Source organism: Caldanaerobius fijiensis DSM 17918 (assembly GCF_900129075.1).
GTDB lineage: Bacteria > Bacillota > Thermoanaerobacteria > Thermoanaerobacterales > Caldanaerobiaceae > Caldanaerobius > Caldanaerobius fijiensis.
The window spans coordinates 100,400-122,559 of sequence record NZ_FQVH01000001.1 but is presented as its reverse complement, the minus strand read 5'-3'; the positions used below and the strand labels follow the sequence as shown (position 1 = coordinate 122,559).

23 protein-coding genes, 2 tRNA genes and 1 other annotated feature are annotated in these 22,160 nt (G+C 38.2%); of the genes, 21 read left to right on the top strand and 4 right to left on the bottom strand.

Annotated elements, in window-relative coordinates:
• The first annotated feature begins 37 nt into the window (after positions 1–37).
• The 11 genes from BUB87_RS00605 (at position 38) to BUB87_RS00555 (ending at position 11,330) form a co-directional block, all read left to right on the top strand.
• Positions 38–751 (top strand): class I SAM-dependent methyltransferase, encoded by a 714-nt coding sequence (locus BUB87_RS00605; protein ID WP_073341147.1) that lies wholly within the window; start codon positions 38–40, stop codon positions 749–751.
• A gap of 59 nt (positions 752–810) precedes the next feature.
• Positions 811–1,389 carry a Uma2 family endonuclease gene (locus BUB87_RS00600; RefSeq protein ID WP_073341146.1) on the top strand — a complete coding sequence of 193 codons (579 nt, stop codon included), beginning with the start codon at positions 811–813 and terminating at the stop codon, positions 1,387–1,389.
• A gap of 79 nt (positions 1,390–1,468) precedes the next feature.
• Positions 1,469–1,651 (top strand) — a binding site (T-box leader).
• Positions 1,652–1,743: 92 nt separating this feature from the next.
• The gene (locus BUB87_RS00595) at positions 1,744–4,368 is read left to right on the top strand and encodes a valine--tRNA ligase (protein ID WP_073341145.1); all 2,625 of its coding nucleotides are present in this window, start codon (positions 1,744–1,746) and stop codon (positions 4,366–4,368) included.
• On the top strand, positions 4,365–4,916 hold the full coding sequence (locus BUB87_RS00590) for a GNAT family N-acetyltransferase (RefSeq protein ID WP_073341144.1): 552 nt from the start codon (positions 4,365–4,367) through the stop codon (positions 4,914–4,916). The genes BUB87_RS00595 and BUB87_RS00590 overlap by 4 nt, the downstream gene beginning before the upstream one ends.
• Positions 4,917–4,920: 4 nt before the next feature.
• A complete protein-coding gene (locus BUB87_RS00585; RefSeq protein WP_073341143.1) occupies positions 4,921–6,207 on the top strand; it encodes a bifunctional folylpolyglutamate synthase/dihydrofolate synthase in 1,287 nt (428 codons plus the stop codon).
• 90 nt (positions 6,208–6,297) lie between these two features.
• The gene (rplU, locus tag BUB87_RS00580; RefSeq protein ID WP_073341142.1) at positions 6,298–6,609 is read left to right on the top strand and encodes a 50S ribosomal protein L21; all 312 of its coding nucleotides are present in this window, start codon (positions 6,298–6,300) and stop codon (positions 6,607–6,609) included.
• Positions 6,610–6,617: 8 nt separating this feature from the next.
• Positions 6,618–6,947 (top strand): ribosomal-processing cysteine protease Prp, encoded by a 330-nt coding sequence (locus BUB87_RS00575; protein ID WP_073341141.1) that lies wholly within the window; start codon positions 6,618–6,620, stop codon positions 6,945–6,947.
• Positions 6,948–6,952: 5 nt separating this feature from the next.
• Complete coding sequence (gene rpmA / locus BUB87_RS00570) at positions 6,953–7,240, top strand: 50S ribosomal protein L27 (protein ID WP_073341283.1); 288 nt, start codon at positions 6,953–6,955, stop codon at positions 7,238–7,240.
• Positions 7,241–7,353: 113 nt separating this feature from the next.
• The gene (locus BUB87_RS00565) at positions 7,354–7,737 is read left to right on the top strand and encodes a Spo0B domain-containing protein (protein WP_073341140.1); all 384 of its coding nucleotides are present in this window, start codon (positions 7,354–7,356) and stop codon (positions 7,735–7,737) included.
• Positions 7,738–9,027 (top strand): GTPase ObgE, encoded by a 1,290-nt coding sequence (gene obgE, locus BUB87_RS00560; RefSeq protein WP_073341139.1) that lies wholly within the window; start codon positions 7,738–7,740, stop codon positions 9,025–9,027.
• 335 nt (positions 9,028–9,362) lie between these two features.
• On the top strand, positions 9,363–11,330 hold the full coding sequence (locus BUB87_RS00555) for an ABC transporter substrate-binding protein (protein WP_073341138.1): 1,968 nt from the start codon (positions 9,363–9,365) through the stop codon (positions 11,328–11,330).
• Positions 11,331–11,491: 161 nt separating this feature from the next.
• Here BUB87_RS00555 and BUB87_RS00550 read toward each other — a convergent pair.
• Both BUB87_RS00550 and BUB87_RS00545 read right to left on the bottom strand, forming a co-directional pair.
• Positions 11,492–11,573, bottom strand: a tRNA-Tyr gene (locus BUB87_RS00550).
• A gap of 40 nt (positions 11,574–11,613) precedes the next feature.
• Positions 11,614–12,987, bottom strand: a complete 1,374-nt coding sequence (locus BUB87_RS00545; RefSeq protein ID WP_073341137.1) for an MATE family efflux transporter — start codon at positions 12,985–12,987, stop codon at positions 11,614–11,616.
• 271 nt (positions 12,988–13,258) lie between these two features.
• Between BUB87_RS00545 and BUB87_RS00540 the strand changes: the two genes are divergently transcribed.
• Positions 13,259–13,340 (top strand) — tRNA-Tyr (locus BUB87_RS00540).
• A 76-nt stretch (positions 13,341–13,416) separates the two neighbouring features.
• Here BUB87_RS00540 and BUB87_RS00535 read toward each other — a convergent pair.
• Complete coding sequence (locus BUB87_RS00535; protein ID WP_073341136.1) at positions 13,417–14,214, bottom strand: ABC transporter permease; 798 nt, start codon at positions 14,212–14,214, stop codon at positions 13,417–13,419.
• Between the two features lie 86 nt (positions 14,215–14,300).
• Between BUB87_RS00535 and BUB87_RS14610 the strand changes: the two genes are divergently transcribed.
• Positions 14,301–14,606 (top strand): hypothetical protein, encoded by a 306-nt coding sequence (locus BUB87_RS14610; protein ID WP_234945908.1) that lies wholly within the window; start codon positions 14,301–14,303, stop codon positions 14,604–14,606.
• A 348-nt stretch (positions 14,607–14,954) separates the two neighbouring features.
• Here the strand turns inward: BUB87_RS14610 and BUB87_RS00525 are convergent, their stop codons facing one another.
• Positions 14,955–15,980, bottom strand: coding sequence for an ABC transporter ATP-binding protein (locus tag BUB87_RS00525; RefSeq protein ID WP_073341134.1), 1,026 nt, complete (start codon positions 15,978–15,980; stop codon positions 14,955–14,957).
• 177 nt (positions 15,981–16,157) lie between these two features.
• Between BUB87_RS00525 and BUB87_RS00520 the strand changes: the two genes are divergently transcribed.
• The 8 genes from BUB87_RS00520 to BUB87_RS00485 all read left to right on the top strand — a co-directional run bounded on the left by BUB87_RS00520 (position 16,158) and on the right by BUB87_RS00485 (position 22,143).
• Complete coding sequence (locus BUB87_RS00520) at positions 16,158–17,141, top strand: PfkB family carbohydrate kinase (RefSeq protein ID WP_073341133.1); 984 nt, start codon at positions 16,158–16,160, stop codon at positions 17,139–17,141.
• On the top strand, positions 17,141–18,454 hold the full coding sequence (locus BUB87_RS00515) for an ATP-binding protein (protein ID WP_073341132.1): 1,314 nt from the start codon (positions 17,141–17,143) through the stop codon (positions 18,452–18,454). Before BUB87_RS00520 ends, BUB87_RS00515 begins: the two co-directional genes overlap by 1 nt.
• A gap of 118 nt (positions 18,455–18,572) precedes the next feature.
• Positions 18,573–18,878 carry an ArsR/SmtB family transcription factor gene (locus BUB87_RS00510; RefSeq protein WP_073341131.1) on the top strand — a complete coding sequence of 102 codons (306 nt, stop codon included), beginning with the start codon at positions 18,573–18,575 and terminating at the stop codon, positions 18,876–18,878.
• Positions 18,865–19,689 (top strand): ATP-dependent sacrificial sulfur transferase LarE, encoded by an 825-nt coding sequence (gene larE / locus BUB87_RS00505; RefSeq protein ID WP_073341130.1) that lies wholly within the window; start codon positions 18,865–18,867, stop codon positions 19,687–19,689. The genes BUB87_RS00510 and larE overlap by 14 nt, the downstream gene beginning before the upstream one ends.
• Positions 19,683–20,453 carry a nickel pincer cofactor biosynthesis protein LarB gene (gene larB / locus BUB87_RS00500; RefSeq protein WP_200792729.1) on the top strand — a complete coding sequence of 257 codons (771 nt, stop codon included), beginning with the start codon at positions 19,683–19,685 and terminating at the stop codon, positions 20,451–20,453. The genes larE and larB overlap by 7 nt, the downstream gene beginning before the upstream one ends.
• Complete coding sequence (gene larC / locus BUB87_RS00495) at positions 20,450–21,280, top strand: nickel pincer cofactor biosynthesis protein LarC (protein WP_073341128.1); 831 nt, start codon at positions 20,450–20,452, stop codon at positions 21,278–21,280. The genes larB and larC overlap by 4 nt, the downstream gene beginning before the upstream one ends.
• Positions 21,237–21,740, top strand: coding sequence for a nickel pincer cofactor biosynthesis protein LarC2 (gene larC2, locus BUB87_RS00490; protein WP_084110731.1), 504 nt, complete (start codon positions 21,237–21,239; stop codon positions 21,738–21,740). Before larC ends, larC2 begins: the two co-directional genes overlap by 44 nt.
• Positions 21,733–22,143: a cytidine deaminase gene (locus BUB87_RS00485; protein WP_073341127.1), complete on the top strand. Its 411-nt coding sequence runs from the start codon at positions 21,733–21,735 to the stop codon at positions 22,141–22,143. Before larC2 ends, BUB87_RS00485 begins: the two co-directional genes overlap by 8 nt.
• Positions 22,144–22,160 lie beyond the last annotated feature (17 nt).

Below are 22,160 nucleotides of genomic sequence, written 5' to 3'. Positions count from 1 at the left end.
GTTATAAAAATAAGAGCAATAATTGAGGGGAATTACTATGAACGGAATTACAGATGAACATAAATATCTTTTACAGTCGGTTAAACAATGGTTTAAAAGACCTGAACAAATAAGGCATTACAAGGATGAGATTTATCAAGGGCCGACTCCTGCAGAGAGATGGTTATTGAATAAACTTCCTGTTAAAGGTTCGGTATTGGATGTTGGTTGTGGGGCTGGGCGAATTTCTATATATTTAGCGGAAATGGGTTATCATGTTACGGCTGTCGATATAAGTGAAGAGCTTTTAAATATTGCATCTAAAGAGACAGAAAAAAAGGGGTTGAATATAAATTACAGGTTGGTAGATGGCCTCACATTGCCTTTTCGAGATAATGAGTTTGATGCTCTCATTGCATTTAAGGTGCTTTGTTATATTCCAACAAGGGATTTACGGCATCAGTATTTACAAGAATTGTACCGTATACTGAAATCCGGAGGGACTTGCCTGATAACACAATATATCGTACCCGATGATTTTATTGAAGAGTCAAAGGATGAATATTTTTATATGAGTCCTGCTGCTAATTTTAAGATTCTTGAACAAGGTGATAATTTTCCATTAGGAGAAGGTTATGTTCGATGGTTTACTGAGGGAGAATTAAAAAGTGAATTGGAGGATACATCTTTTGAATTGATTAGTTTTGAAAATGATGAGAATTATCAGGGAACAGGCTATATAAGGTTAATAGAATTGAAAAAACCCGTTTAAAATAAGAAATAAAAATATTATAAAATAGAGGAGAGCAGTAAAAAAGGAAGTGATGCCGAATGGCAGAGCCATTAAAAATAATAAACGGGAATTACACGTATGCCGACTATGTGAAATGGCCGGAAGATGAAAGATGGGAGTTAATTGACGGAACAGCATATATGAGTGTGGCTCCATCCAGGAGACATCAGGAAGTTCAGGTAGAACTGTTGAGACAGATATCAAATTATTTGCTTGATAAACCGTGCAAGGTTTATGGATCACCATTTGATGTGCGACTGGCTGAAGAAGGTGAGGACGATGAAAAAGTAAAAGACGTGGTTCAACCGGATATAACTGTAATATGTGATAAATCAAAACTGGATGATAGAGGATGCAAGGGGAGCCCGGATTTGATTATGGAAATTGTTTCACCTTCTACAGCTTTTATGGACTATATCAAAAAGTTGTCTTTGTATGAAAAGAAACAGGTTAAAGAGTATTGGATTGTCCATCCAATAGATGAAATTGTTATGGTGTATAAATTAAATGAAAATAAAAAATATGGCAGGCCTGAAATATACTCTAAAGAAGATAATGTTAAGGTGGGAATATTTGAGGATTTAATTATATGTTTAAAAAAAGTTTTTGAGGAATAATTAAGAATTAATCGTATAATTAAGAATTAATCGTATTGACATTTGTTCGGTATCTGGTATATTATATAAAATAAAAAGGTTAACGGCGATGAATGAGAGGAGTAGGCGGTATCGGCTTAAAAGAGAGGAAAGCTCGCAGGCTGAAAGGCTTTCTTAAGAACGGCCGCTGAAGGTAGCTCAGGAGCTTTTCGGGTATGCCCGTTATTGCTAAAGAGTGCCTGAACGGAAATAAGGTGGTACCGCGGAGCCTTTCGCCCTTAATGCGAAGGCTTTTTTTAATAATTTACATTAAATCAGGTTTGTACTAAACCTTACACAAAAAGCATTGAACATATAATTACGGAGGTATTGCATATGAAAGAATTGCCAAAAACCTATGATCCTTCAGATTTTGAAGCCAGATTGTATAAAAATTGGCTGGATAAAGGTTATTTTGTTGCCCATATAGATGAAAAGAAAGAGCCTTTTACCATCGTCATGCCACCACCAAATATTACCGGATATTTGCACATGGGCCATGCTATTGATAACACCTTACAGGATATCATTGTAAGGTGGAAACGAATGCAGGGCTATAATGTATTGTGGTTGCCAGGAACAGATCATGCCAGCATAGCTACAGAAGTTAAAATTGTAGAACAATTAAGAGAGGAAGGGCTTAGCAAGTATGATCTGGGCAGAGAGAAGTTTTTAGAGAGGGCATGGAAGTGGAAAGAAAAATACGGTGGCAGAATTCTGGAGCAGTTAAAGAGGCTGGGCAGCTCCTGTGATTGGACACGGGTCAGATTTACTATGGATGAGCGCTGTTCCCGTGCAGTAAGAGAGGTATTCTATCGATTATATAAGAAAGGGCTGATATACAGGGGTGACAGGATAATAAACTGGTGCCCTGATTGTAATACGGCTCTTTCCGATGCAGAGGTAGAATATGAGGAAGAAAAAGGGCATCTTTGGCATATCAGGTATCCTTTTAAGGATGGATCGGGATATGTTACGGTGGCCACTACCAGGCCTGAAACCATGCTGGGAGACACAGCGGTGGCGGTACATCCTGACGATGAAAGGTATAAAGGCCTTATAGGTAAAGTACTGATATTGCCTATAGTGGGTAGGGAGATACCGCTGATTTCTGATGAATACGTGGAAAAAGAGTTTGGTACAGGAGCAGTTAAGATAACTCCTGCTCACGATCCTAATGACTTTGAAGTAGGCTTGCGGCACGGCCTGGAAGCTATAAAAGTCATTGATGATAACGGCCGCATGACAGAGATCACAGGCCAGTTTGCTGGTATGGATAGATATGAGGCAAGGAAGAAAATCATAGAGATACTGGAGCATGAAGGTTATCTGGTGAAGGTAGAAGATCATGTACACAATGTGGGACATTGTTATAGATGCCATACAGTTGTAGAACCATTGGTATCTAAACAATGGTTTGTGTCTATGAAGCCATTGGCAGAACCTGCACTTGAAGTAGTTAAAAACGGTCAGGTAAAGTTTGTGCCTGAGAGATTTTCTAAGATATACATAAACTGGCTTGAAAACATTAAAGATTGGTGCATATCGAGGCAGCTATGGTGGGGCCATAGGATACCTGCATGGTATTGTGATGTCTGTGGTCATACTACTGTGTCCATAGACGATCCAAAAGCCTGTGAAAACTGTGGCAGTCAGGATATACATCAAGATGAAGATGTGCTGGACACATGGTTCAGTTCTGCTCTGTGGCCTTTTTCTACTCTTGGATGGCCTGAAAATACTGATGATCTCAGGTATTTCTATCCAACCAATGTGCTGGTAACAGGTTATGATATTATATTCTTCTGGGTGGCCAGGATGATATTCATGGGTTTGGAGTTTATGGGGAAACCGCCCTTTGAGTACGTTTTTATTCACGGATTAGTAAGAGATGAACAAGGAAGAAAGATGAGCAAATCTCTGGGTAATGGCATAGATCCAATTGATGTGATAGATAAGTATGGGGCAGATACACTAAGGTTTACCCTGGCTACTAATAATTCTCCGGGCAATGATATGCGCTTCAGCTATGAGAGGGTGGAAGCCAGCCGCAATTTTGCTAACAAGCTCTGGAATGCATCGCGATTCGTGTTACTGAATATCGGGGAAAGATCGGTGAACATACCTGATTTAAATAAGGTAAGCATCATTGATCGGTGGATACTCCACAGGTACAATCAGCTGGTGTTGGAGGTCACGGAAAACCTGGAGAAATTTGAATTGGGCATCGCGGCACAAAAACTATATTCATTTATATGGGATGAATATTGTGACTGGTATATAGAATTGTCTAAGGTAAACATAGGGTATAATGACGAGAGGGCTGAAGTGACAAAAGATGTGTTGCGCTATGTCCTTGATAATACGCTCAGGTTGCTTCATCCGTTTATGCCTTTTATCACCGAAGAGATATGGCTTACTATCCCGCATGAGGGAGAAACCATTATGAAATCCAGCTGGCCTGTGTACGATGACAAGCTGGTATTTGAAAAAGATGCTGATGCTGTAGGTATATTGATGAATGTTATAAGGGAAATAAGGAATATAAAGGCCCAGGTAAATGTATCTCCAGCTAAAAAAGTTAATGTAGTAATTGATGCCGATGAAGAAGTAAGCATATTGTTGAACAAATGCAAAGATTATATCGTGAAATTAGCCAATGTAAGTGATATAATATTTAGTAATAAGGCGCCAGAAAAAGCTATGACAGCTGTGTTTGAAGGCGGTAATATATATATACCTCTTGAAGATTTGGTTGATGTAGCTCAAGAATTGGAGAGATTAAATAAAGAATTGGCTGGCGTTGAAAAGGAGATAGCTCGCTCCGAAAAGCTTCTATCCAATCAGGGCTTTTTGAGCAAAGCTCCGAAGAATGTTATAGAAGCTGAAAAAGAAAAATACGAAAAGTATAAAGAAATGTGGAGGAATTTAAAGGAGAGGATAAGTGAATTGGGGATATGAGGTCTATTTTTGCCTTCTTAAAGAAAAGCCCCGGTACTGATGAGATCATTATAAGAGAGGCAAAGCCTGATGATGCCCAAGGTATAATTAATGTTATGAGGAGCGTCGGCAGTGAAAAAATATTTACTGTTTCTGAGTACTTTCCTATGACTGAAGAAGAAGAGCGTGATTTTATCAAACGCATGGACCGAAAAAAAGATATGATTTTTGTAGCTGCAAAGGGTAAAGACATCGTGGGGTGTCTTACCCTTTTCAGGTATTATGGTGGTAGGTCGCCAAAAGTACAACATGTAGGCGAGATAGGTATTAGCATTATAAGTAGCTATAGAAACCAGAAGATTGGTAGCAGGCTGCTGGAGTTTGCTATTGATTGGGCAGCTAAGCATGACTATGAGAAGTTGTGTCTTAGCGTATTTAGTACCAATGAAATAGCTATTCATGTTTATAAAAAGTTCGGTTTTGAAGAAGAGGGCGTAAGAAAGAAGCAGTTTATAGTGAACGGTATGTATGTGGATGAAATAATAATGGGAAAGTTTTTGACGAGGTGAGAAAATGACATATGAAGATGCGGTAGCCTATATTCACAGTGTATCTAAATTTGGCGTGAAATTGGGCCTTGAGAATATGAAGAGGTTATTACAGTTGATGGGTCACCCTGATAGGTATTATAAAATTGTGCATGTAGCAGGTACCAATGGCAAGGGTTCTACTTGTGCCATGATTGACAGCGTTTTAAGGACAGCAGGTTATAAGACGGGACTGTATACATCTCCATATCTTGAGGTATTTAATGAAAGGATAAGGATTAATGGAGAGAACATCCCTGATGATGATCTTGTAAAGATGGTAGAATACATAATACCTTTGGCGCAGCAGATGGTAAAAGAAGGGCATAACCATCCCACCGAGTTTGAAATTATAACAGCAATAGCCCTTAAATATTATCAGATCAAAAAAGTAGATATAGTGGTGTTGGAGGTTGGGCTTGGTGGTAGATTTGATGCAACCAATTCCGTAGAACATACCGATGTATCTGTGATAACCACGATAGACATGGATCACATGAAGACGCTGGGCGACACCATAGAAAAGATCAGCTTTGAAAAAGCAGGTATAATCAGACAGAACGGTTTGGTCGTTACGTATCCTCAGCGTGATGAGGCTATGGCTGTTATTGAGGATCGTTGTCGAGAGCTTCAGGCCAGGCTTATAAAGGTAGATACATCGCGCTTGACGATAAAAAAAGCATCTTATATAGGTGAGGTGTTTGATTATAAAGATTTAAAAGATGTAGAAATAGGCCTTGTAGGGATGCATCAGGTTTTAAATGCCGCTACAGCTATTGAGGCTATTTGGGCCTTAGAAGAAACTGGGGTGCCTGTAGGGGAGAAAGCCCTAAAAAATGGTCTGAAGTATGCTAGGTGGGCTGGAAGAATGGAGATATTGAAAGAAAATCCGTTTGTAGTAATAGATGGTGCACATAACCCGCAGGGCGCCAGGACTCTAGCGAAAAATGTAAAGGAATTATTTAGATACAAGCGTTTAGTATTGGTGATAGGGGTACTTAAAGATAAAGATGTTGACGGTATCCTTGATAGCATAACGCCCATCGCGGATATGATTATAACCACCCAACCAGACAGTTACAGGGCATTGGATGCCTATGAATTGGAACAAAAGGTAAAAATGCGAGTGAAATGTGATGTGATGGCTGTAAAAGATATAAAGGAGGCAGTATATAAAGCAATAAATAGCGCTGAAGAAGAAGATATGGTGCTCTTTTGTGGCTCGCTGTATTTAATAGGCCACGTGAGAGAGATAGTGAGACATTTGACATGATGCGAGGTTTATGATAAAATTATACCGTTGCCGCTCGGAGAAGGTCTGTCATCACCTTCTACGGCGAGAAGAGTTTTTGGAGGTGCGAAGATGTACGCAATTATTCAAACCGGTGGGAAGCAGTACAGAGTCCAGGAAGGCGATGTATTAGAGGTTGAAAAGCTAAACGCTGAACCCAATGATGTGGTTGAGTTTAATGAAGTCTTAGCTGTGTCAAAGGATGACAATTTACAAATTGGCAGTCCGTATGTGGAAGGCGCTAAGGTGCAAGCCAGAGTGCTGGAACACGGTAAGGGCAAAAAAATAATCGTGTTTAAATACAAACCTAAAAAGAATTATCGCAGAAAAAAAGGGCACAGACAGCTTTTTACGAGAATTGAAATTCAGAAAATACTTGTCTAATAGCTGATATGATAGAGGTTGTTATAAATAGAAATTGCGATGGAAAGATATTAGATTTTAAGGTTACAGGACATGCTGGATATGGTGAATATGGAAAGGATATAGTTTGCGCAGCTGTTTCCGCTGTTGTGCAAACAGCACTATTGGGTGTAAAAGAACTTACGAGGGCACACGTTGAGAAATCTGTAGCTGAGGGAAAAATTGTTTTTAAGATAATAGAGGTTTCGTTTGAAGATAGGGTGAAGATGGACAGTATACTGGAGACTATGGTACTTGGCCTTAAAGATATTGCTGAAGGGTACGGTAAATACTTAAAGGTTGAGGATAGGAGGTGTTAGATATGATGAATCTTCAGCTTTTTGCCCATAAAAAAGGTGTTGGAAGCTCTCGAAACGGAAGAGATAGCGAGTCTAAAAGGCTTGGCGTCAAGAGAGCAGATGGTCAATTTGTCAAGGCGGGTAACATACTGGTAAGACAGAGAGGTACAAAAATACATCCGGGTAACAATGTCGGAATGGGTAAAGATCACACTCTTTTTGCATTGGTAGACGGCATTGTGTCTTTTGAAAGAAAAGGTAGAGATAAAAAACAGGTAAGTGTTTATCCCCAGGTTGCGACGGTTGAAGGTTAAGCTGTAAATAATATATATTTGTAAAAAAGGCTCTGCTCTCAGCAGGGCTTTTTTTACAAATATTTTTTGAAGCCTAAAATAAGAAAGTGGATGGAAGTGAGGAAGTGAGCGTTTTGGATGATGAAGAAATGATACGCATATACAGGCAGCAGCGGCATGATTTTTTGAATTATATACAGATAATATTGGGATACCTGCAGATAGATCAAAAGGATAGAGCAATTGATTATATACATAAAATTATAGATGAAATAAATGAAGAAAGGAGTATTTTTCTATTAAATACGCAGTCTATTATAAGGCTTTTGAAGCTGAAATACGAACTAAAAAGACGTGGCATAAATTTATCTATAAAGATTGATGATATTGTTGAGGATATAGATGTTGACGCAGTTTCTATAAAAGCTATAGAGGATTATAGTCCAGACGTGCAATTACATATAAAACAAGGTAAAAATGGTATAGAGTATATTTTGAGCAGGAAAGAAGGTGATTAAATGTTTGTAGATGTGGCGGAGATATTTGTTAAAGGTGGCAATGGGGGCAATGGAGTCATTTCTTTTCGAAGAGAGAAGTATGTTCCCATGGGTGGACCTGATGGAGGCGATGGGGGAAAAGGTGGTGATGTGATATTAGAAGTGGATCCGGGTTTAAGGACGTTGATGGATTTCAGATATAAAAGGAAATATGTAGCACAGAATGGTGAGCATGGTAAAGGCAAAAATATGACCGGGAAAAACGGAGAGGACCTGATAGTTAAAGTACCGCCAGGCACAATTATAAAAGATGCAGAGACAGGTGAAGTGCTGGCAGATTTGGTGGCAGAAGGTCAAAGGGCTATAGTTGCCAAAGGTGGCCGTGGAGGAAGAGGAAATGCCCGCTTTGCCAGTGCTACAATGAAAGCACCAAGATTTGCTGAAAGTGGACAACCCGGTGAGGAGCATAGGCTTATATTGGAATTAAAATTGCTGGCTGATGTAGGTCTTTTAGGATTTCCCAATGTAGGTAAATCTACTATTTTGTCTGTTGTGACGGCAGCACGGCCGAAGATTGCAGATTATCCCTTTACTACATTGACGCCGAATCTGGGCGTTGTAGATAGGGGCGAGGATAGCTTTGTTATCGCAGATATACCAGGGCTTATAGAAGGGGCTCATGAAGGAGTAGGATTAGGGCATGAATTTCTAAGGCATATAGAGAGAACAAAGGTATTAGTGCATGTGCTTGATGTATCGGGCTTAAGCGGTCGGGATCCTGTTGAAGATTTTGATAAGGTAAATGAAGAACTGGCTTTATATAGCCAAAAGCTAATGGAAAAGAAGCAGATAATAGCCGCCAATAAACTTGACGTAACAGGAGCTGATAAGGTTTATGAAAGGGTAAAGCGGGAGCTTGGCCTGAGGGGTTACGAGGTATATGGTATATCGGCGGCTACAGGCATGGGGATAAATAAACTGATGGATAAAGTTGTTGAAGTTTTAAAAGAAGAAATCAAAACTGAGCACAAGGAAGATGCCCCGATTGTAAATCAGGTCATAGAAGTAGTATATAAAAAGAAGGAGCGCCCCGAATACGAAATTCACAGAGACGAAGAGGGGAGATATGTCATAGAAGGAGCTTTTGTTGATAGGGTGATGTCCAGGGTAAATACTCAGGATATTGATTCTATAAGGTATTTACAGGCTTCTCTGCAACGGAAAGGTATTATGGATGAATTATTAAATATGGGTATAAAAGACGGCGATATTGTAAAGATAAAAGAATACGAGTTTGAATATAGAGCGTAATAAATTTTTTATATTAATTGCGGGGTTAAAATCCCGCAGTTTTTTATTTTATATGTAAAAAACGGAGAAAATTCAAGAAAATGCAATTAATATTGAGAAAAAAGAAGAAAACACATAAATATTTATTGTTTTTAAGTGAATTTAAGCTTTGAAAATGTTTTTGTTACAAGTTAAAATAGATATAAACAAACATAAATACATAACAATAAACATAAATCAGTGCTATATTGATTATGATTTAATACAAGGGGGGTTGGATAACAATCAAAAAGACGCCAAATTAAAATCAATCTAAAAATCTATAAAAAGTGTTGAAATCAAAAGGGGGACTATGCATGCTATTTAAAAGGTCTAGATTCATGTCTATTGTACTTATTTTAATTGTTGTGTTAAGTTTTACGTTCTCAGGCTGTGGAAGTAAAACAAAAAGCACAAGTATAAACAACAATTCAACAAAAACTTCTCAGGTATCAGACGATGAGAATAGTCCAAAAGTGAATAAGCAGAAAATATTCCGAGAAGGTCAATGTGGTTGGCCAAAACCGCCGTTATATCAAGGGAATCCTTTTGCTTCTGGAGGAATTGGTTGGCCTGCCAGTGCAGCTATTATGGAAGGTTTGTATCAATTTGTAAGGACTTCTGATAAGATTTATCCTAGGTTAGCAGAGAGTATGCCTATCCACGAAGGAAATAAGAGTATAGTAAAAATAAGAAAAGGTGTAACTTGGAACGATGGAAAACCTTTTACAAGCAAAGATATATGGGCATATTATACGCTTAACAATGGAGAATTTATAACCAAAATGTTAAAAGCTATAGAGACACCTGATGATTATACGGTTGTATTTGTCTGGAACGACCCTCAACCGATTGATAAAATAAAAAATCTTTTGATTGCTCAGCCGTCTCAAGGTACGATACCATATCACATATATGGAAAATACGTAGATAAGGCCGCGGAGCTTTTGAAAAAAGGCAAGCCTGCGACAAGCCTGGATAAAAGAGGACCTTTCGGAATTGATCTAGTTGACGATAAACAGTTAAATGATGAGCTTACAAAGAATTGGCAGGCATTTATTAAAGAAAATCCTAAATTACCTATTGGTACGGGTCCATATAAGGTGGAAAAAGTAACTGCATCTGATATGATACTGGTTAAAAGACCGGATTACTGGAATGCAAAGAATGTAAAATTTGATAAGATCATATGCAAGCAGGTCCCTGATTTATCTGGACAATATGCTATGTTAAGGGGTGGACTCTTCGACAGGTATGATGGTACTCAGCCAAAAGATATACTGGAATCGATCTTAGCGGCTAATAAAGATTTAATACATTACAAGATGCCAAACTATTCTGACAGAGGATTTGTTTATAATATTCAAAAACCTCCATTTAACGATGTGAGATTTAGAAGAGCCTTGACGTATGTATTTGATAAGTCAAAGATAAGGGAAGTGGGCAATTATTATGGTATTGAGTCTACAGGTTATTCGATAATGGGTATGCCTCTTCAGTTTGTAGAATGGTTTGTGCCCCAGGATATAAAGGATAAGATGACAAAATTCCGTTATGATCCGGCGGAAGCTGAAAAAGAATTAAAGGCTATCGGTTGGTCAAAAGGAAGCGATGGTATCTGGCGAGATAAAAATGGCAAAATGCATGAGTTCGTAATAGGTGCTAATAATGGTAACTTTTCTATAGTTACATCTGCTGAAGTAAGTGCTGAACAGCTTACGAAATTCGGATTTCCGACTAAAGTAAAGTCAGCCGACTCCTCCATATTTTACGCAGCGGCTCAGGATAAGCATGAATATGACATGTCTGCAGATACGCTAGATGTTTCGTGGGCATTTAATGTACCATGGTGGCCTCTTTCCAATTTTTATTGGGGATATGAGAGCAAAGCTGGTAATTTCCCCAGAATACAGAGCGGCCCACAAGCTGGTAAACTCAATATGGTTTATCCCGGCCCTGATGGTAAAATGGTAGATATAGATAAAATGCTCAAACAAATGCTGTATATGAGTGAAGAAGACATGAATAGAGCTGCCGGCGTATTAACATGGATTGCTAATGAAAATGCTTTTGGACTGGACTGGTTCCAGAATACAACAGGTACATGGTTTAACATGAAGACGGTTAAGATGAAGGGTGGCTGGCCTATGGCAGATCAAATTCAAAAATATAATAGAGATATGCCTATTCCTACGGATCAAAAAGATTTGGATAGGATTATCGAAACAAATATAGGTTTTGGTGGGTTTGAGCTGTTTGTCAATGGAGAATTGATGCCCAATTAAAAATTTATTTATATAATGGAGGAAGTAACCTATCTTTTAGCGTTGTAAGGTGGGCTACTTCCTTCATTATAGCGACAATATATCGCAAAAAGTAGGTACAAAAAAAGACCTTCTTCAGGCCTTTCTACTTCAAACAATTTATAGTCACATTACGATCACAATGGAGGGAGATGGATTCGAACCATCGAAGGCTGAGCCAACAGATTTACAGTCTGCCCCCTTTAGCCACTTGGGTATCCCTCCCTGTTGACGATTTATATATTAACATGAATATATGAATTTGTCAATACGAAAGTTTTTGAATCACGGTATGTTCTTTCCACTTACCATTTTGTAAGCGTATATAATATAAAATCCCGCGGATAAGCCAATCAATGAACATACCCAACCATACTCCAACTACACCCATTTTTAACGGTATTCCTAATATGTAGCCCAATGTGATTCTGAAAACCCACATACCTATAATAGAAGTAACCATTGTATATTTCGCATCGCCAGCACCTTTTAAACCTGCAGGTAAAACAAAAGCCAACGACCATACAGGTAGCCATACTGCATTCCACTTAAGCAGAGTTGCAGCAAGAATTATTATATCATTGTTTTGAGTATATAAAGATACCAGCATTTTGGCAAGCGGAAACGAAAATGCGCCCAATATCGTAAGACATAAAGTTGATAGTTTCGTCAAATACCACATAGAATCTTTTGCCTCATCGCTATTTCCTTTGCCCATATCCTGACCAACAATGGTAGTTGCAGCTATGCTCAATGCTGATCCTGGTATGTTTAACAAACCAGCCACAGAACCGGCTATGTAGTTTGCTGCAATAGATATAGTGCCCATATCTACTATATAAATCTGTGTTATTAATTTGCCCCCATTAAAGAGCAATGATTCTATACTGGCAGGAATGCCTATATTAAATATTGATTTAAGGAGTATAGTATTTAATTTAAATCTTTGCATCTGAGTCAGTTTAATAATTTTTGAACCCCTTATTAAAACTAACATTATTGCAACTGTCCCGACGATCCTAGCACTGGCAATTCCCAACGCTGCGCCCCTGACTCCCAGACCAACGAAAAACATATGTAAGAACAAGAGATTAATTCGTAAACCATAAATTAACAGATAGCTTAAGATCACGTTAATTATATTCATTATAATTGTAATCTTCATAGGAGTTTTAGTGTCACCAGCACCTCTAAGCACACCACTAGCTATAAGTTGTAATGAAATGAGCGGATATGTCAACAGGGTTATGGTCATATATATGTTGGCATTATTTATAACACTTAGTTCTGCTGAACCAAATAGCAATGTAATCATATATCGACGGAAAATCCACATTACTGTTGTAATTATTAAAGATAATAACGTCCCTGAATAAATAGCCTGCTTTGCCGATTCATTGGCATATTTCACGTTACCTTGACCTATGTATTGTGCTACTACTACTGTACCACCTACTGCTAATGCAGAGAAAAATGCGATAAATATGTTATTTATAGAATCAACCATTCCTATTGCTGAGACAGCTTCTTTTCCCAGACGACTAGCCATAATGGTATTTATAACACCCATAGACATTACAAATGTTTGTTCAGTGATAATGGGTATAGTTAGATTTAAAACATCTTTTCGAATTAACATTTTCATGTCTCCTTGATTATCAATAAAATTAAATTAAAAAATTATTTAATTACGCCACTATCATAACGATGCTCTACCTATAATAGGGCTATATAATAAACATGAATATTTTACAATAGAGCATTTAGAACATGACATAGATTAAAATATCACTTTATTTTAAAAAAGTCAACAATTCCAGGGCGCAGTGTTCTTGACATTTGACGATAGATATTGTATACTATAAAAGTCGTTATTGATATTAAGTGATAAGCGAAAACATCGATATTATGGAGGGATACCCAAGTGGCTAAAGGGGGCAGACTGTAAATCTGTTGGCTCAGCCTTCGATGGTTCGAATCCATCTCCCTCCACTATAAAAGAGAAAATAATAAATAGCCCGTACATTACGTGACGGGCTATTTATTATTTCGGTTTATATATTGCATGTTACATCCTGGTGTTTATAAGGTTGCCGGATTCGTACTTCTTTAGCCCCTTTTCAAAGATGATAAAAGCTATGGTTGTATAAAGTAGGACAAACGCCAGAAGGATCAAAATTTTTTCTGTTGAAAATGTCTTTATTATGTTGACGGGGATATATGTGATAAACGCTGCCGGTATTATTGTATACAGTATAAATAAAGTGAGGCCCTTAAAAATTCCCTCAGGATAAATAGTAAAACTGACTATAAATTCTTTTATGGTTTCAGCCAAAAACCCAGCATTACCCAAGTAAAACGAAAAAGAATGGGCTACGACCATCAGCCCTGTGTGTAACAGAGCCCCTGTGATACAAAATAAAGTAAATAACAGAAAGGCCTTTATATTAAACCCCTGCGATATGAAAAAGAGTATATAACCGTATGTTAAATCGCCCCATGCTGATACCATGGTGTTTGAAACCAGGAGATTTACCAGAACGTTTTTAGGCTGTAACAAATATATATCCAGTTCCCCATTTACTATTATATTTGTTATGTTTCTTATATTGCCAAATACTATATGGGCCATACCGTAAGAAGATGAGGCCAAACCCCAGAGGAGTAAAACCTCCTTTAGTCCATATCCTCCCACATTGCCTACTTTTTCAAAAAGCAGCCACCAGAAAACCAGGAAGGCACTGTTGTTTAAAGCCATACCCAGAACCTGCAGTATAAAACTTACCCTGTATTCCATGGCACTGGAAAGGTTCAACAGGAAATACCTAGCAATTAACTTTAAATGGCTTTTAACCTCCGTTAACATTCAAACACCTGCTTCCTAATTTAAATAAATATATAGAAAGAAACATGAAAGTCAGAAGGTATACCAACTGATATGATAAGATTTCTATGGAGATATGGGGGTCGAAACTTACAAGTAATTTGGCTGGGCCATATGTGACGTATGCAAATGGTAATTTAAGGGATATAGCCTTGAGCCAACCTGGAAACATTTCTATAGGTATCAGCATTCCTCCGACTATAAATATTAGCTTGGTGTATATCCAGAAAAAGGCCGTGTTTTCTTCGAACCAGAAAGATGTCAGCGAAAGTGCTGTGGTTATAAAAAAATTTATGGATATACTCATAAACATTGACAGAGCAATTACTGGTAATATAGCTATATTAACTTTTAAAGGGCCTACAAAAGTATAAGTTAAAACACCTGCTGCGATTATGTTCGTTAGTGTTTTCAGTATAATTTCACCCCAGGCGTTAAAGTAATTGTAAAAGATATAGTTATAAGGCTTATTTATGAGATAAGCAATATTACCGTTTTTTACGTCTGTGTTTATGGTTTTAAAGATGTCGGTTTTGGCTAAGGATATGACCTCTGTCATAAATAGATACCAGAGAAGCTGCTTAAATGTAAAACCAGAAATTACACTTTTGTCTTTGTAAATATTTGACCAGAGGTTTACATAGATAAACAGTATAAACATAACAAAAATATTGCCCGATATGAAATTAGTCAAGTATACGAGGTTGTTAGAGATACTTATGCTAAATACTACCCAGTATTTTTTGAACCGATTCATAAGCATCATCTCCTTTATCCGATTGTCTGTATATCATTGATATGACCTCTTCCAGAGGTATATCTTCAATGGTTATATCAGCTACTTTACCTGCCTTCATTAGCTGTGAGACTGCATAATCTATAGATGTGATGGCTGTATCTATTTCAATCTTAAGTGATTGCCCCGAGTCTTTAACCACGTGGAAGTTTTTAAAATCATACTGTGGCTTATCATAATATCGTATACCAACAATTTTTTTACTGAAATAATTGTGTTTGAGGTTTTTTACTGATTCATCCAGTACGATACTCCCGTTGTTGATTATAATAACTCTCTTGCATACCTGTTCGATGTCACCTATATCGTGGGAAGTTAAGAATACTGTGGTTTTTTCCTCTTTGTTCATAAGTCTGATGAGTTCCCTTATTTTTTGCTTTGCTACCACATCAAGTCCTATTGTAGGCTCATCGAGAAAAATAATATCAGGTTTGTGCAGAAGAGAGGCCGCTATTTCACATCTTATCCTTTGCCCAAGAGATAATTTCCTCACGGGTATATTCATGAGGTCCCTAAGTTCAAAGACTTCTGAAAGATATGAAATGCGCTGGTTTAACTTTTTGCTGTCTATTTCGTATATACTGCCCAGGAGTTTAAAAGTATCTATGGGAGGTAAGTGGAACCACAGCTGTGATTTCTGGCCAAATACCGTGCCTATCCTGTAGCTCAATTGACTTCTCTGAGTAATAGGGTTCAAACCAAGAACACTGATACTACCGCTGGTGGGGTTCAGGATACCTGTCATCATTTTTATGGTGGTGGATTTTCCTGCTCCATTTGGTCCAATAAACGCAATAATTTCTCCCTCGTTTACAGTAAAGCTGAGTTCATTGACGGCATTGATCTCCTTGAATTCAGGTTTAAGAATGGACCTGATGCTTCCCTTAAAACCCTCTCTTTTTATTTTTGTTTTAAATACTTTTGTGAGTTTTTCAACTATTATAGCTTCCATCAGCATCCCCCCGTAGAGTAAATAAATTTTAAATATTCTAACACATATGTGAAAAATATGCAACAAAAATTAACGGAATTTTCGCAGTTCACGCAGAATTGCAGTATCTCTACCATTATGGTATCATAATGGTAGATTGAACAATGATTATGATAAAAATTGGAAGGGAGATTTTTTATGCCTGACATTATTTCAATAGGTGAGATATTGATAGACTTTGTTTCAATGGAATCGGGCGTCACGCTGGCTCAATCTCCGGGCTTTTTAAAAGCTGCTGGAGGGGCTCCTGCCAATGTGGCTGTAGCAGTTTCAAAATTAGGAGTGAAATCCGGCTTTATTGGCACGGCAGGAAATGATCCTTTTGGCCGTTTTTTAAAAGATACGTTAAACAGCTACGGTGTTGATACTTGTCATATGGATTTGACGGATGAGGCCAGGACTACGCTGGCATTTGTTTCACTGACAGCGGACGGAGATAGAGATTTTGTCTTTTACAGGCATCCGGGAGCCGATATGATGTTGAGAAAAGAAAAGATTTCTGAAGATTACATAAAATCTGCCCATATATTTCACTTTGGATCCATTTCTTTGATTGATGAACCAGCCAGAACAGCTACTCTTTACGCCATTGATATAGCCAAAAAACATGGTCTTATTATTAGCTATGATCCTAATTTGAGGCTTAATTTATGGCCTGATGAGGAAACGGCAAGAAAGACTATATTGTCGACGTTGAACCTACCTGATATTCTCAAAGTGAGTGAAGTGGAATTGGAGTTTTTGACGGGTATAAGGGATATAGATAGCGGCTTGAAAGCCTTGAAAGATAAAACTTCTGCGTCCCTTATTCTGGTAACGCGAGGTATAGAAGGCGTTGATTATGTATACAGGGGAGAGAGAGGACATGTAGAGACATTCAAGGATGTAAAGGCCATTGATGCCACTGGAGCAGGGGATGCGTTTGTAGCAGGTGTGCTGTACGGCATACATGAGCGCATAAATGAATTTAAGGATGGACATATGACATCTAAAGCTTTACAGGATATTTTGAGAATCGCTAATGCCTGTGGTACTATCACGGTAACTAAAAAAGGTGCAATACCAGCGTTGCCGACAATTGATGAAGTGAAAAGATTTTTATCAGAAAGATTAGAAAGGTGATGCTCAGAGTGCATAGGCGTGAGGCATTAAAAGAGATGCTGGATAAATTAAAAAAATTAATCATATATAGAGGAGTTGCTAATCAACCTTTAGTTAAACATGCAACAGGTATTTTATATGAGCTTTTAAAAGAAAATCCTTCCATCGATGTTATTTATTCTCTCTATGGCAATTTCTATAGTGAAATTATGGAATATGCCATACAAAATCGCGTATCGCGAAACATCTGGAGCAAAATTTTGACGGAATATATAGCTTATGATGAAAATGTGTTTAGCCTCGCATCAGAAATATATGGCATTAGTGCTATAGGTGATCCTCTTGCCAGGGCTGTTTCACAGGAAATCAATGTGTTGCGGTCTTTAAGCCGTATAGATATTGTACGTATCGCAAAAGAATTAGCCGATATAGATCTTCCAGCTCATGAAGGGTGCTTTGAGGAGTTGCCAAAGCAGCGATCTTCGGTAAATAAAATGCTGGCTTTAGCGAAGTTATGGGATTTAGAAGATGAAGGTAAAATCGTTGAATATCTGTCTGATTATTACCGCTTAAATGGATGCGGGATTTTTGGTAAATACACAGCTTTTCGCTGGATTGCAGAAGGTGTCAGAGGACACTTAGAAGGGATTAGCAATGTAGATCCTGTAACCTTTGATGACTTAATAGGATATGAAGAAGAACGAAAGATAATCATCGATAACACCAAAGCCTTCCTTAAAGGTTTGCCCGCCAGCAATGTGCTTTTGTACGGGGAAAGAGGCACAGGTAAATCTTCCACAGTTAAGGCCTTGCTCAATGAATTTAGCAGCCAGGGATTGAGAATGGTAGAGGTAAGCCTGAACGATGTGATGTATTTATCTGATATAATTAACTATGTTAAAAATCGCGGGCTTAAATTTATATTATTTTTTGATGACTTATCTTTTGATGAGACAGAAATGAGATATAAGGAATTTAAATCTATATTGGAAGGCGGCATTGAAATCTTGCCACCTAATGTAATAATATATGCGACATCCAATAGGAGGCATATTGTAAAAGAACTTACCTCGGATAATGAGCTGAATAATAGGGATACAAAGGAGGAAAAATTATCACTGGCTGATAGATTTGGCATAACCGTTACGTTTACGACTCCTGATCAGAAAAAATATCTTGATATTGTACGGGGTCTCGCCCAACGGTATTGCATAGATATGGATTGGAATATATTAAGAGAAGAGGCATTGAGATGGGCTATGTGGCATAACGGCAGGTCTCCACGCAGTGCCAGGCAGTTTATAGATTATATGAGATATAAACTGGCGCAATAAAGTGTCAGTTGCTGGTTTCACGTTAGACATCAGATGAGATATGTGGTATAATAAAAACATGTTTATATTTAAATATGCAAATATTTTTATTTATTTTGGATTATGGGGTTGAGGTAGTTTGGAAGAGATATTGTCTATGGTAGAGATTTTTAAGGCTTTAAGTGATCCGATAAGGCTTAGGATATTAGATTTATTGTTGAAGCAGCAAAAAGGCGATGAATATTGCGTATGCGATCTGGCGGATGAAATAGGTATATCACAGCCTAATGTCTCTCACCATTTGAAGATCTTAAAATCTGCAGGCCTTGTGAGATGTGAGAAATCAGAAGGATGCTCTTATTACGTAGTAAATGCGGAAAAGTTAAGGGAACTATGCCAAAATTTAAATAGGACTTTTTTGGGGGATGAGTATGAGTGCCATTGAAAAAGAAGAGATCCTGAAAAAAAGGTTGAAAGAGATGGGTTCTGTCGCTATAGCTTTTTCGGGAGGTGTTGATAGCACTTATCTGTTAAGAGTGGCTCACGATGTGCTGGGCGATAAGGCTATCGCCGTTACGGCAGTTTCTCCTACATATCCCGAAAGGGAATTTCATGAAGCAACAGCTTATACTCAAAGTATAGGTGTAAGGCATATCATCGTACATTCCAATGAACTGGACAACCCAGAGTTTGTACAAAACCCTGTAAACAAGTGCTATATATGCAAGAAGATCCGGTTTTCAAAATTGATAGAAATCGCTAAAGAAAACGGTGCAAATTATGTTCTGGATGGTTCTAATGTCGATGATGCAGGCGATTTTAGACCTGGCATGAAGGCTGCTGAGGAGCTTGGAGTTATAAGTCCACTTAAAGATGTAGGCATGACGAAGAAAGACATAAGGGAGCTCTCAAAAGCCTATGGTTTACCCACGTGGGACAAGCCATCTTATGCGTGCCTTGCTACCAGGGTGCCTTATGGGGAAGATATTACAGAGAAAAAATTAAGTATGATTGAACAGGCAGAAGAATTTTTGATGAGGTTAGGATATAAGACGTTGAGGGTAAGGCATCATCAAGGAGACATAGCCAGGATAGAAGTTCCGGAAGAAAACATAAAGGATTTTATGAATGATGAGCTTAGAAAGAAAGTAGTGGATGAGCTATCAAAAATAGGTTATAAATATATAGCAATTGACTTAAGTGGTTATAGATCCGGCAACATGAATAAAGGTATAAAAGAGGCGATATTATCATGAATGAAAAGTCATTAAAGGAACTTTTGTTGAAAGTAAAAAACGGGCAGATGACCATAGAGGATGCTATCCAGGAGCTCAAAGTATTGCCTTTTGAGGACCTGGGTTATGCCAAAATTGACTTCCACAGAAATATAAGGACAGGGTATCCCGAAGTGATATTCTGTCAGGGTAAAAGGATAGAGCATATAGTGGGCATTGTACAAAAAATGCTTCAAAGAGAGAATAACATATTGGCGACCAGAGCCACACCAGAAGTATATGAAGCCATAAAAGAAATAACTAACGATGCGGAATACTACGAGCTGGCGAGAATAGTGGTAGTAAAAAGACGAGAACTGGAAAAGACTAAGGGAATTATTTTGGTGGCTACCGGGGGTACTGCGGATATTCCTATAGCAGAAGAAGCGGCGGTGACGGCGGAGGTATTGGGGAATACCGTTGACAGGTTGTATGATGTAGGAGTGGCGGGAATACACAGGCTTTTGATGAATTCAGAAAGGCTGATGCGGGCAAGAGTAATAATAGCCGTTGCTGGTATGGAAGGGGCGCTGGCTAGCGTGATAGGTGGATTGGTAGATTGCCCGGTAATAGCTGTGCCTACCAGTGTAGGATATGGAAGCAATTTTAACGGTTTGTCTGCATTACTTACCATGCTGAACAGTTGTGCCAGTGGAATAGGTGTGGTAAATATAGATAATGGATTTGGGGCTGGTTATCTGGCCAGCATGATAAACAAGATAGGAGAACGGGGGCAAGAAAGGTGAAGGTACTCTACTTTGATTGTTTTGCAGGTATAAGTGGTGATATGACTATTGCAGCTCTGCTGGATCTAGGGCTTGATAAGGACGAATTTTTAAGGAAATTGGGGCTTTTGAACCTGGATGGATATATTCTGGATATAGGCAAAACATCTAAAAACGGCATAAGTGCTACGTATTTTAAAGTTAACCTTTTACATGGTAATGATCGTAATGACACAGATGAGCATGAACACCATATAGATCATGAGCATCATGAAAACGAGCATCATAAACATCATCAAGGCGAGCATGTACATAGAAATTTTGCACAAATAAAGGAACTTATAGAAAACAGCGAGCTGGAAGCGGATGTTAAAGATATGGCAGTACGCATATTTGAAAACCTGGCCCAGGCGGAAGGCAAAATTCACGGTAAGCCTCCTCAAGAAGTGCATTTCCATGAGGTTGGTGCCATAGATTCTATAGTAGATATTGTGGGTACGGCTTTAGCTATAAACATGTTAAAACCTGATATCATATGGTGTTCGCCATTACCCATAGGAGGCGGCATGACTCATAGTATGCACGGAGTTATACCTGTGCCTGCTCCTGCTACGGTAGAGCTTTTAAAGGGTATTCCTGTATATGATAATGGAGTAAAGAAGGAGTTAGTTACACCTACAGGGGCAGCTATTGTGAAAACATTGGCGGAAAAATTTGGCAGTTTACCAGCTATGACGATGGAGAAGATCGGATATGGCGCCGGAACAAGAGATATGGAGATTCCCAATGTATTAAGGGTTATCTATGGTGAGCTGCAGGAGGAAAAAAAAAAACGGCGATGTGATTAGCCTTAATGAGGTAGAAGAACTGGTACTTTTAGAGACCAATATCGATGACATGAATCCCGAATATTATCAGTATGTGATGCAAAAATTATTTGACAACGGTGCACTGGATGTATTTTTGACGCCTATAATAATGAAAAAAGAAAGACCTGCTGTTAAGTTTTCTGTTTTGTGCAAGCTTGATGATATTTCTGTTATGAAAGATATACTGTTTAGAGAGACCACGACCTTTGGCATAAGGATATTGAAGATACAGCGGGAAAAATTAAACAGAAGTTTTACAGAGATAGATACCCCTTATGGGATTGTGAGAGTAAAGAATGGATTTTTAGGAGGAGAATTGATAAAATCTGTACCTGAATATGAAGACGTAAAAAAAGCCTCTATAAATAGTGGCATACCTATAGGTACAGTTTACAATGAAGTGATGTTTAAAGCTAAGGAGAGAAACTACAATGGTTGAATCTGACTACGTACCTGATGAGAGCACATTAGATTTGATAAAAAAGGCTTTTAATGCTAAAAATAATGCTTATGCCCGATATTCTGGTTTTAAAGTTGGAGCTGTGGCATTGACAGGAGATGGATCTATATTTACAGGATGTAATGTAGAGAATGCGTCTTATGGTCTGACGATGTGTGCTGAAAGGGTAGCGCTTTTTAAAGCGTATTCAGAAGGGAAAAGGGATATTAAGACCATCGTGGTGATTGGCGAGACCGACGATCCCATTTCACCCTGTGGTGCCTGTAGGCAGGTCATATTGGAGCTGGCGCCAGAAGCAGAAATTGTATTAGTGAATAGAGATATGACGAAGATTTTGAAATTTAAGACGGCGGAATTACTGCCGTATGCATTTAAATTGTGATAGCTTGCTGTTTAAGG

Bases quoted from the DNA above. Each gene is read 5' to 3' on its own strand.
- BUB87_RS00605 (WP_073341147.1), top strand. From the start codon at position 38: ATGAACGGAATTACAGATGAACATAAATATCTTTTACAGTCGGTTAAA.
- BUB87_RS00600 (WP_073341146.1), top strand. From the start codon at position 811: ATGGCAGAGCCATTAAAAATAATAAACGGGAATTACACGTATGCCGAC.
- BUB87_RS00595 (WP_073341145.1), top strand. From the start codon at position 1,744: ATGAAAGAATTGCCAAAAACCTATGATCCTTCAGATTTTGAAGCCAGA.
- BUB87_RS00590 (WP_073341144.1), top strand. From the start codon at position 4,365: ATGAGGTCTATTTTTGCCTTCTTAAAGAAAAGCCCCGGTACTGATGAG.
- BUB87_RS00585 (WP_073341143.1), top strand. From the start codon at position 4,921: ATGACATATGAAGATGCGGTAGCCTATATTCACAGTGTATCTAAATTT.
- rplU (WP_073341142.1), top strand. From the start codon at position 6,298: ATGTACGCAATTATTCAAACCGGTGGGAAGCAGTACAGAGTCCAGGAA.
- BUB87_RS00575 (WP_073341141.1), top strand. From the start codon at position 6,618: ATGATAGAGGTTGTTATAAATAGAAATTGCGATGGAAAGATATTAGAT.
- rpmA (WP_073341283.1), top strand. From the start codon at position 6,953: ATGAATCTTCAGCTTTTTGCCCATAAAAAAGGTGTTGGAAGCTCTCGA.
- obgE (WP_073341139.1), top strand. From the start codon at position 7,738: ATGTTTGTAGATGTGGCGGAGATATTTGTTAAAGGTGGCAATGGGGGC.
- BUB87_RS00555 (WP_073341138.1), top strand. From the start codon at position 9,363: ATGCTATTTAAAAGGTCTAGATTCATGTCTATTGTACTTATTTTAATT.
- BUB87_RS00545 (WP_073341137.1), bottom strand. From the start codon at position 12,987: ATGTTAATTCGAAAAGATGTTTTAAATCTAACTATACCCATTATCACT.
- BUB87_RS00535 (WP_073341136.1), bottom strand. From the start codon at position 14,214: ATGTTAACGGAGGTTAAAAGCCATTTAAAGTTAATTGCTAGGTATTTC.
- BUB87_RS14610 (WP_234945908.1), top strand. From the start codon at position 14,301: ATGGAGATATGGGGGTCGAAACTTACAAGTAATTTGGCTGGGCCATAT.
- BUB87_RS00525 (WP_073341134.1), bottom strand. From the start codon at position 15,980: ATGGAAGCTATAATAGTTGAAAAACTCACAAAAGTATTTAAAACAAAA.
- BUB87_RS00520 (WP_073341133.1), top strand. From the start codon at position 16,158: ATGCCTGACATTATTTCAATAGGTGAGATATTGATAGACTTTGTTTCA.
- BUB87_RS00515 (WP_073341132.1), top strand. From the start codon at position 17,141: ATGCTCAGAGTGCATAGGCGTGAGGCATTAAAAGAGATGCTGGATAAA.
- larE (WP_073341130.1), top strand. From the start codon at position 18,865: ATGAGTGCCATTGAAAAAGAAGAGATCCTGAAAAAAAGGTTGAAAGAG.
- larC2 (WP_084110731.1), top strand. From the start codon at position 21,237: ATGGTGAGCTGCAGGAGGAAAAAAAAAAACGGCGATGTGATTAGCCTT.
- BUB87_RS00485 (WP_073341127.1), top strand. From the start codon at position 21,733: ATGGTTGAATCTGACTACGTACCTGATGAGAGCACATTAGATTTGATA.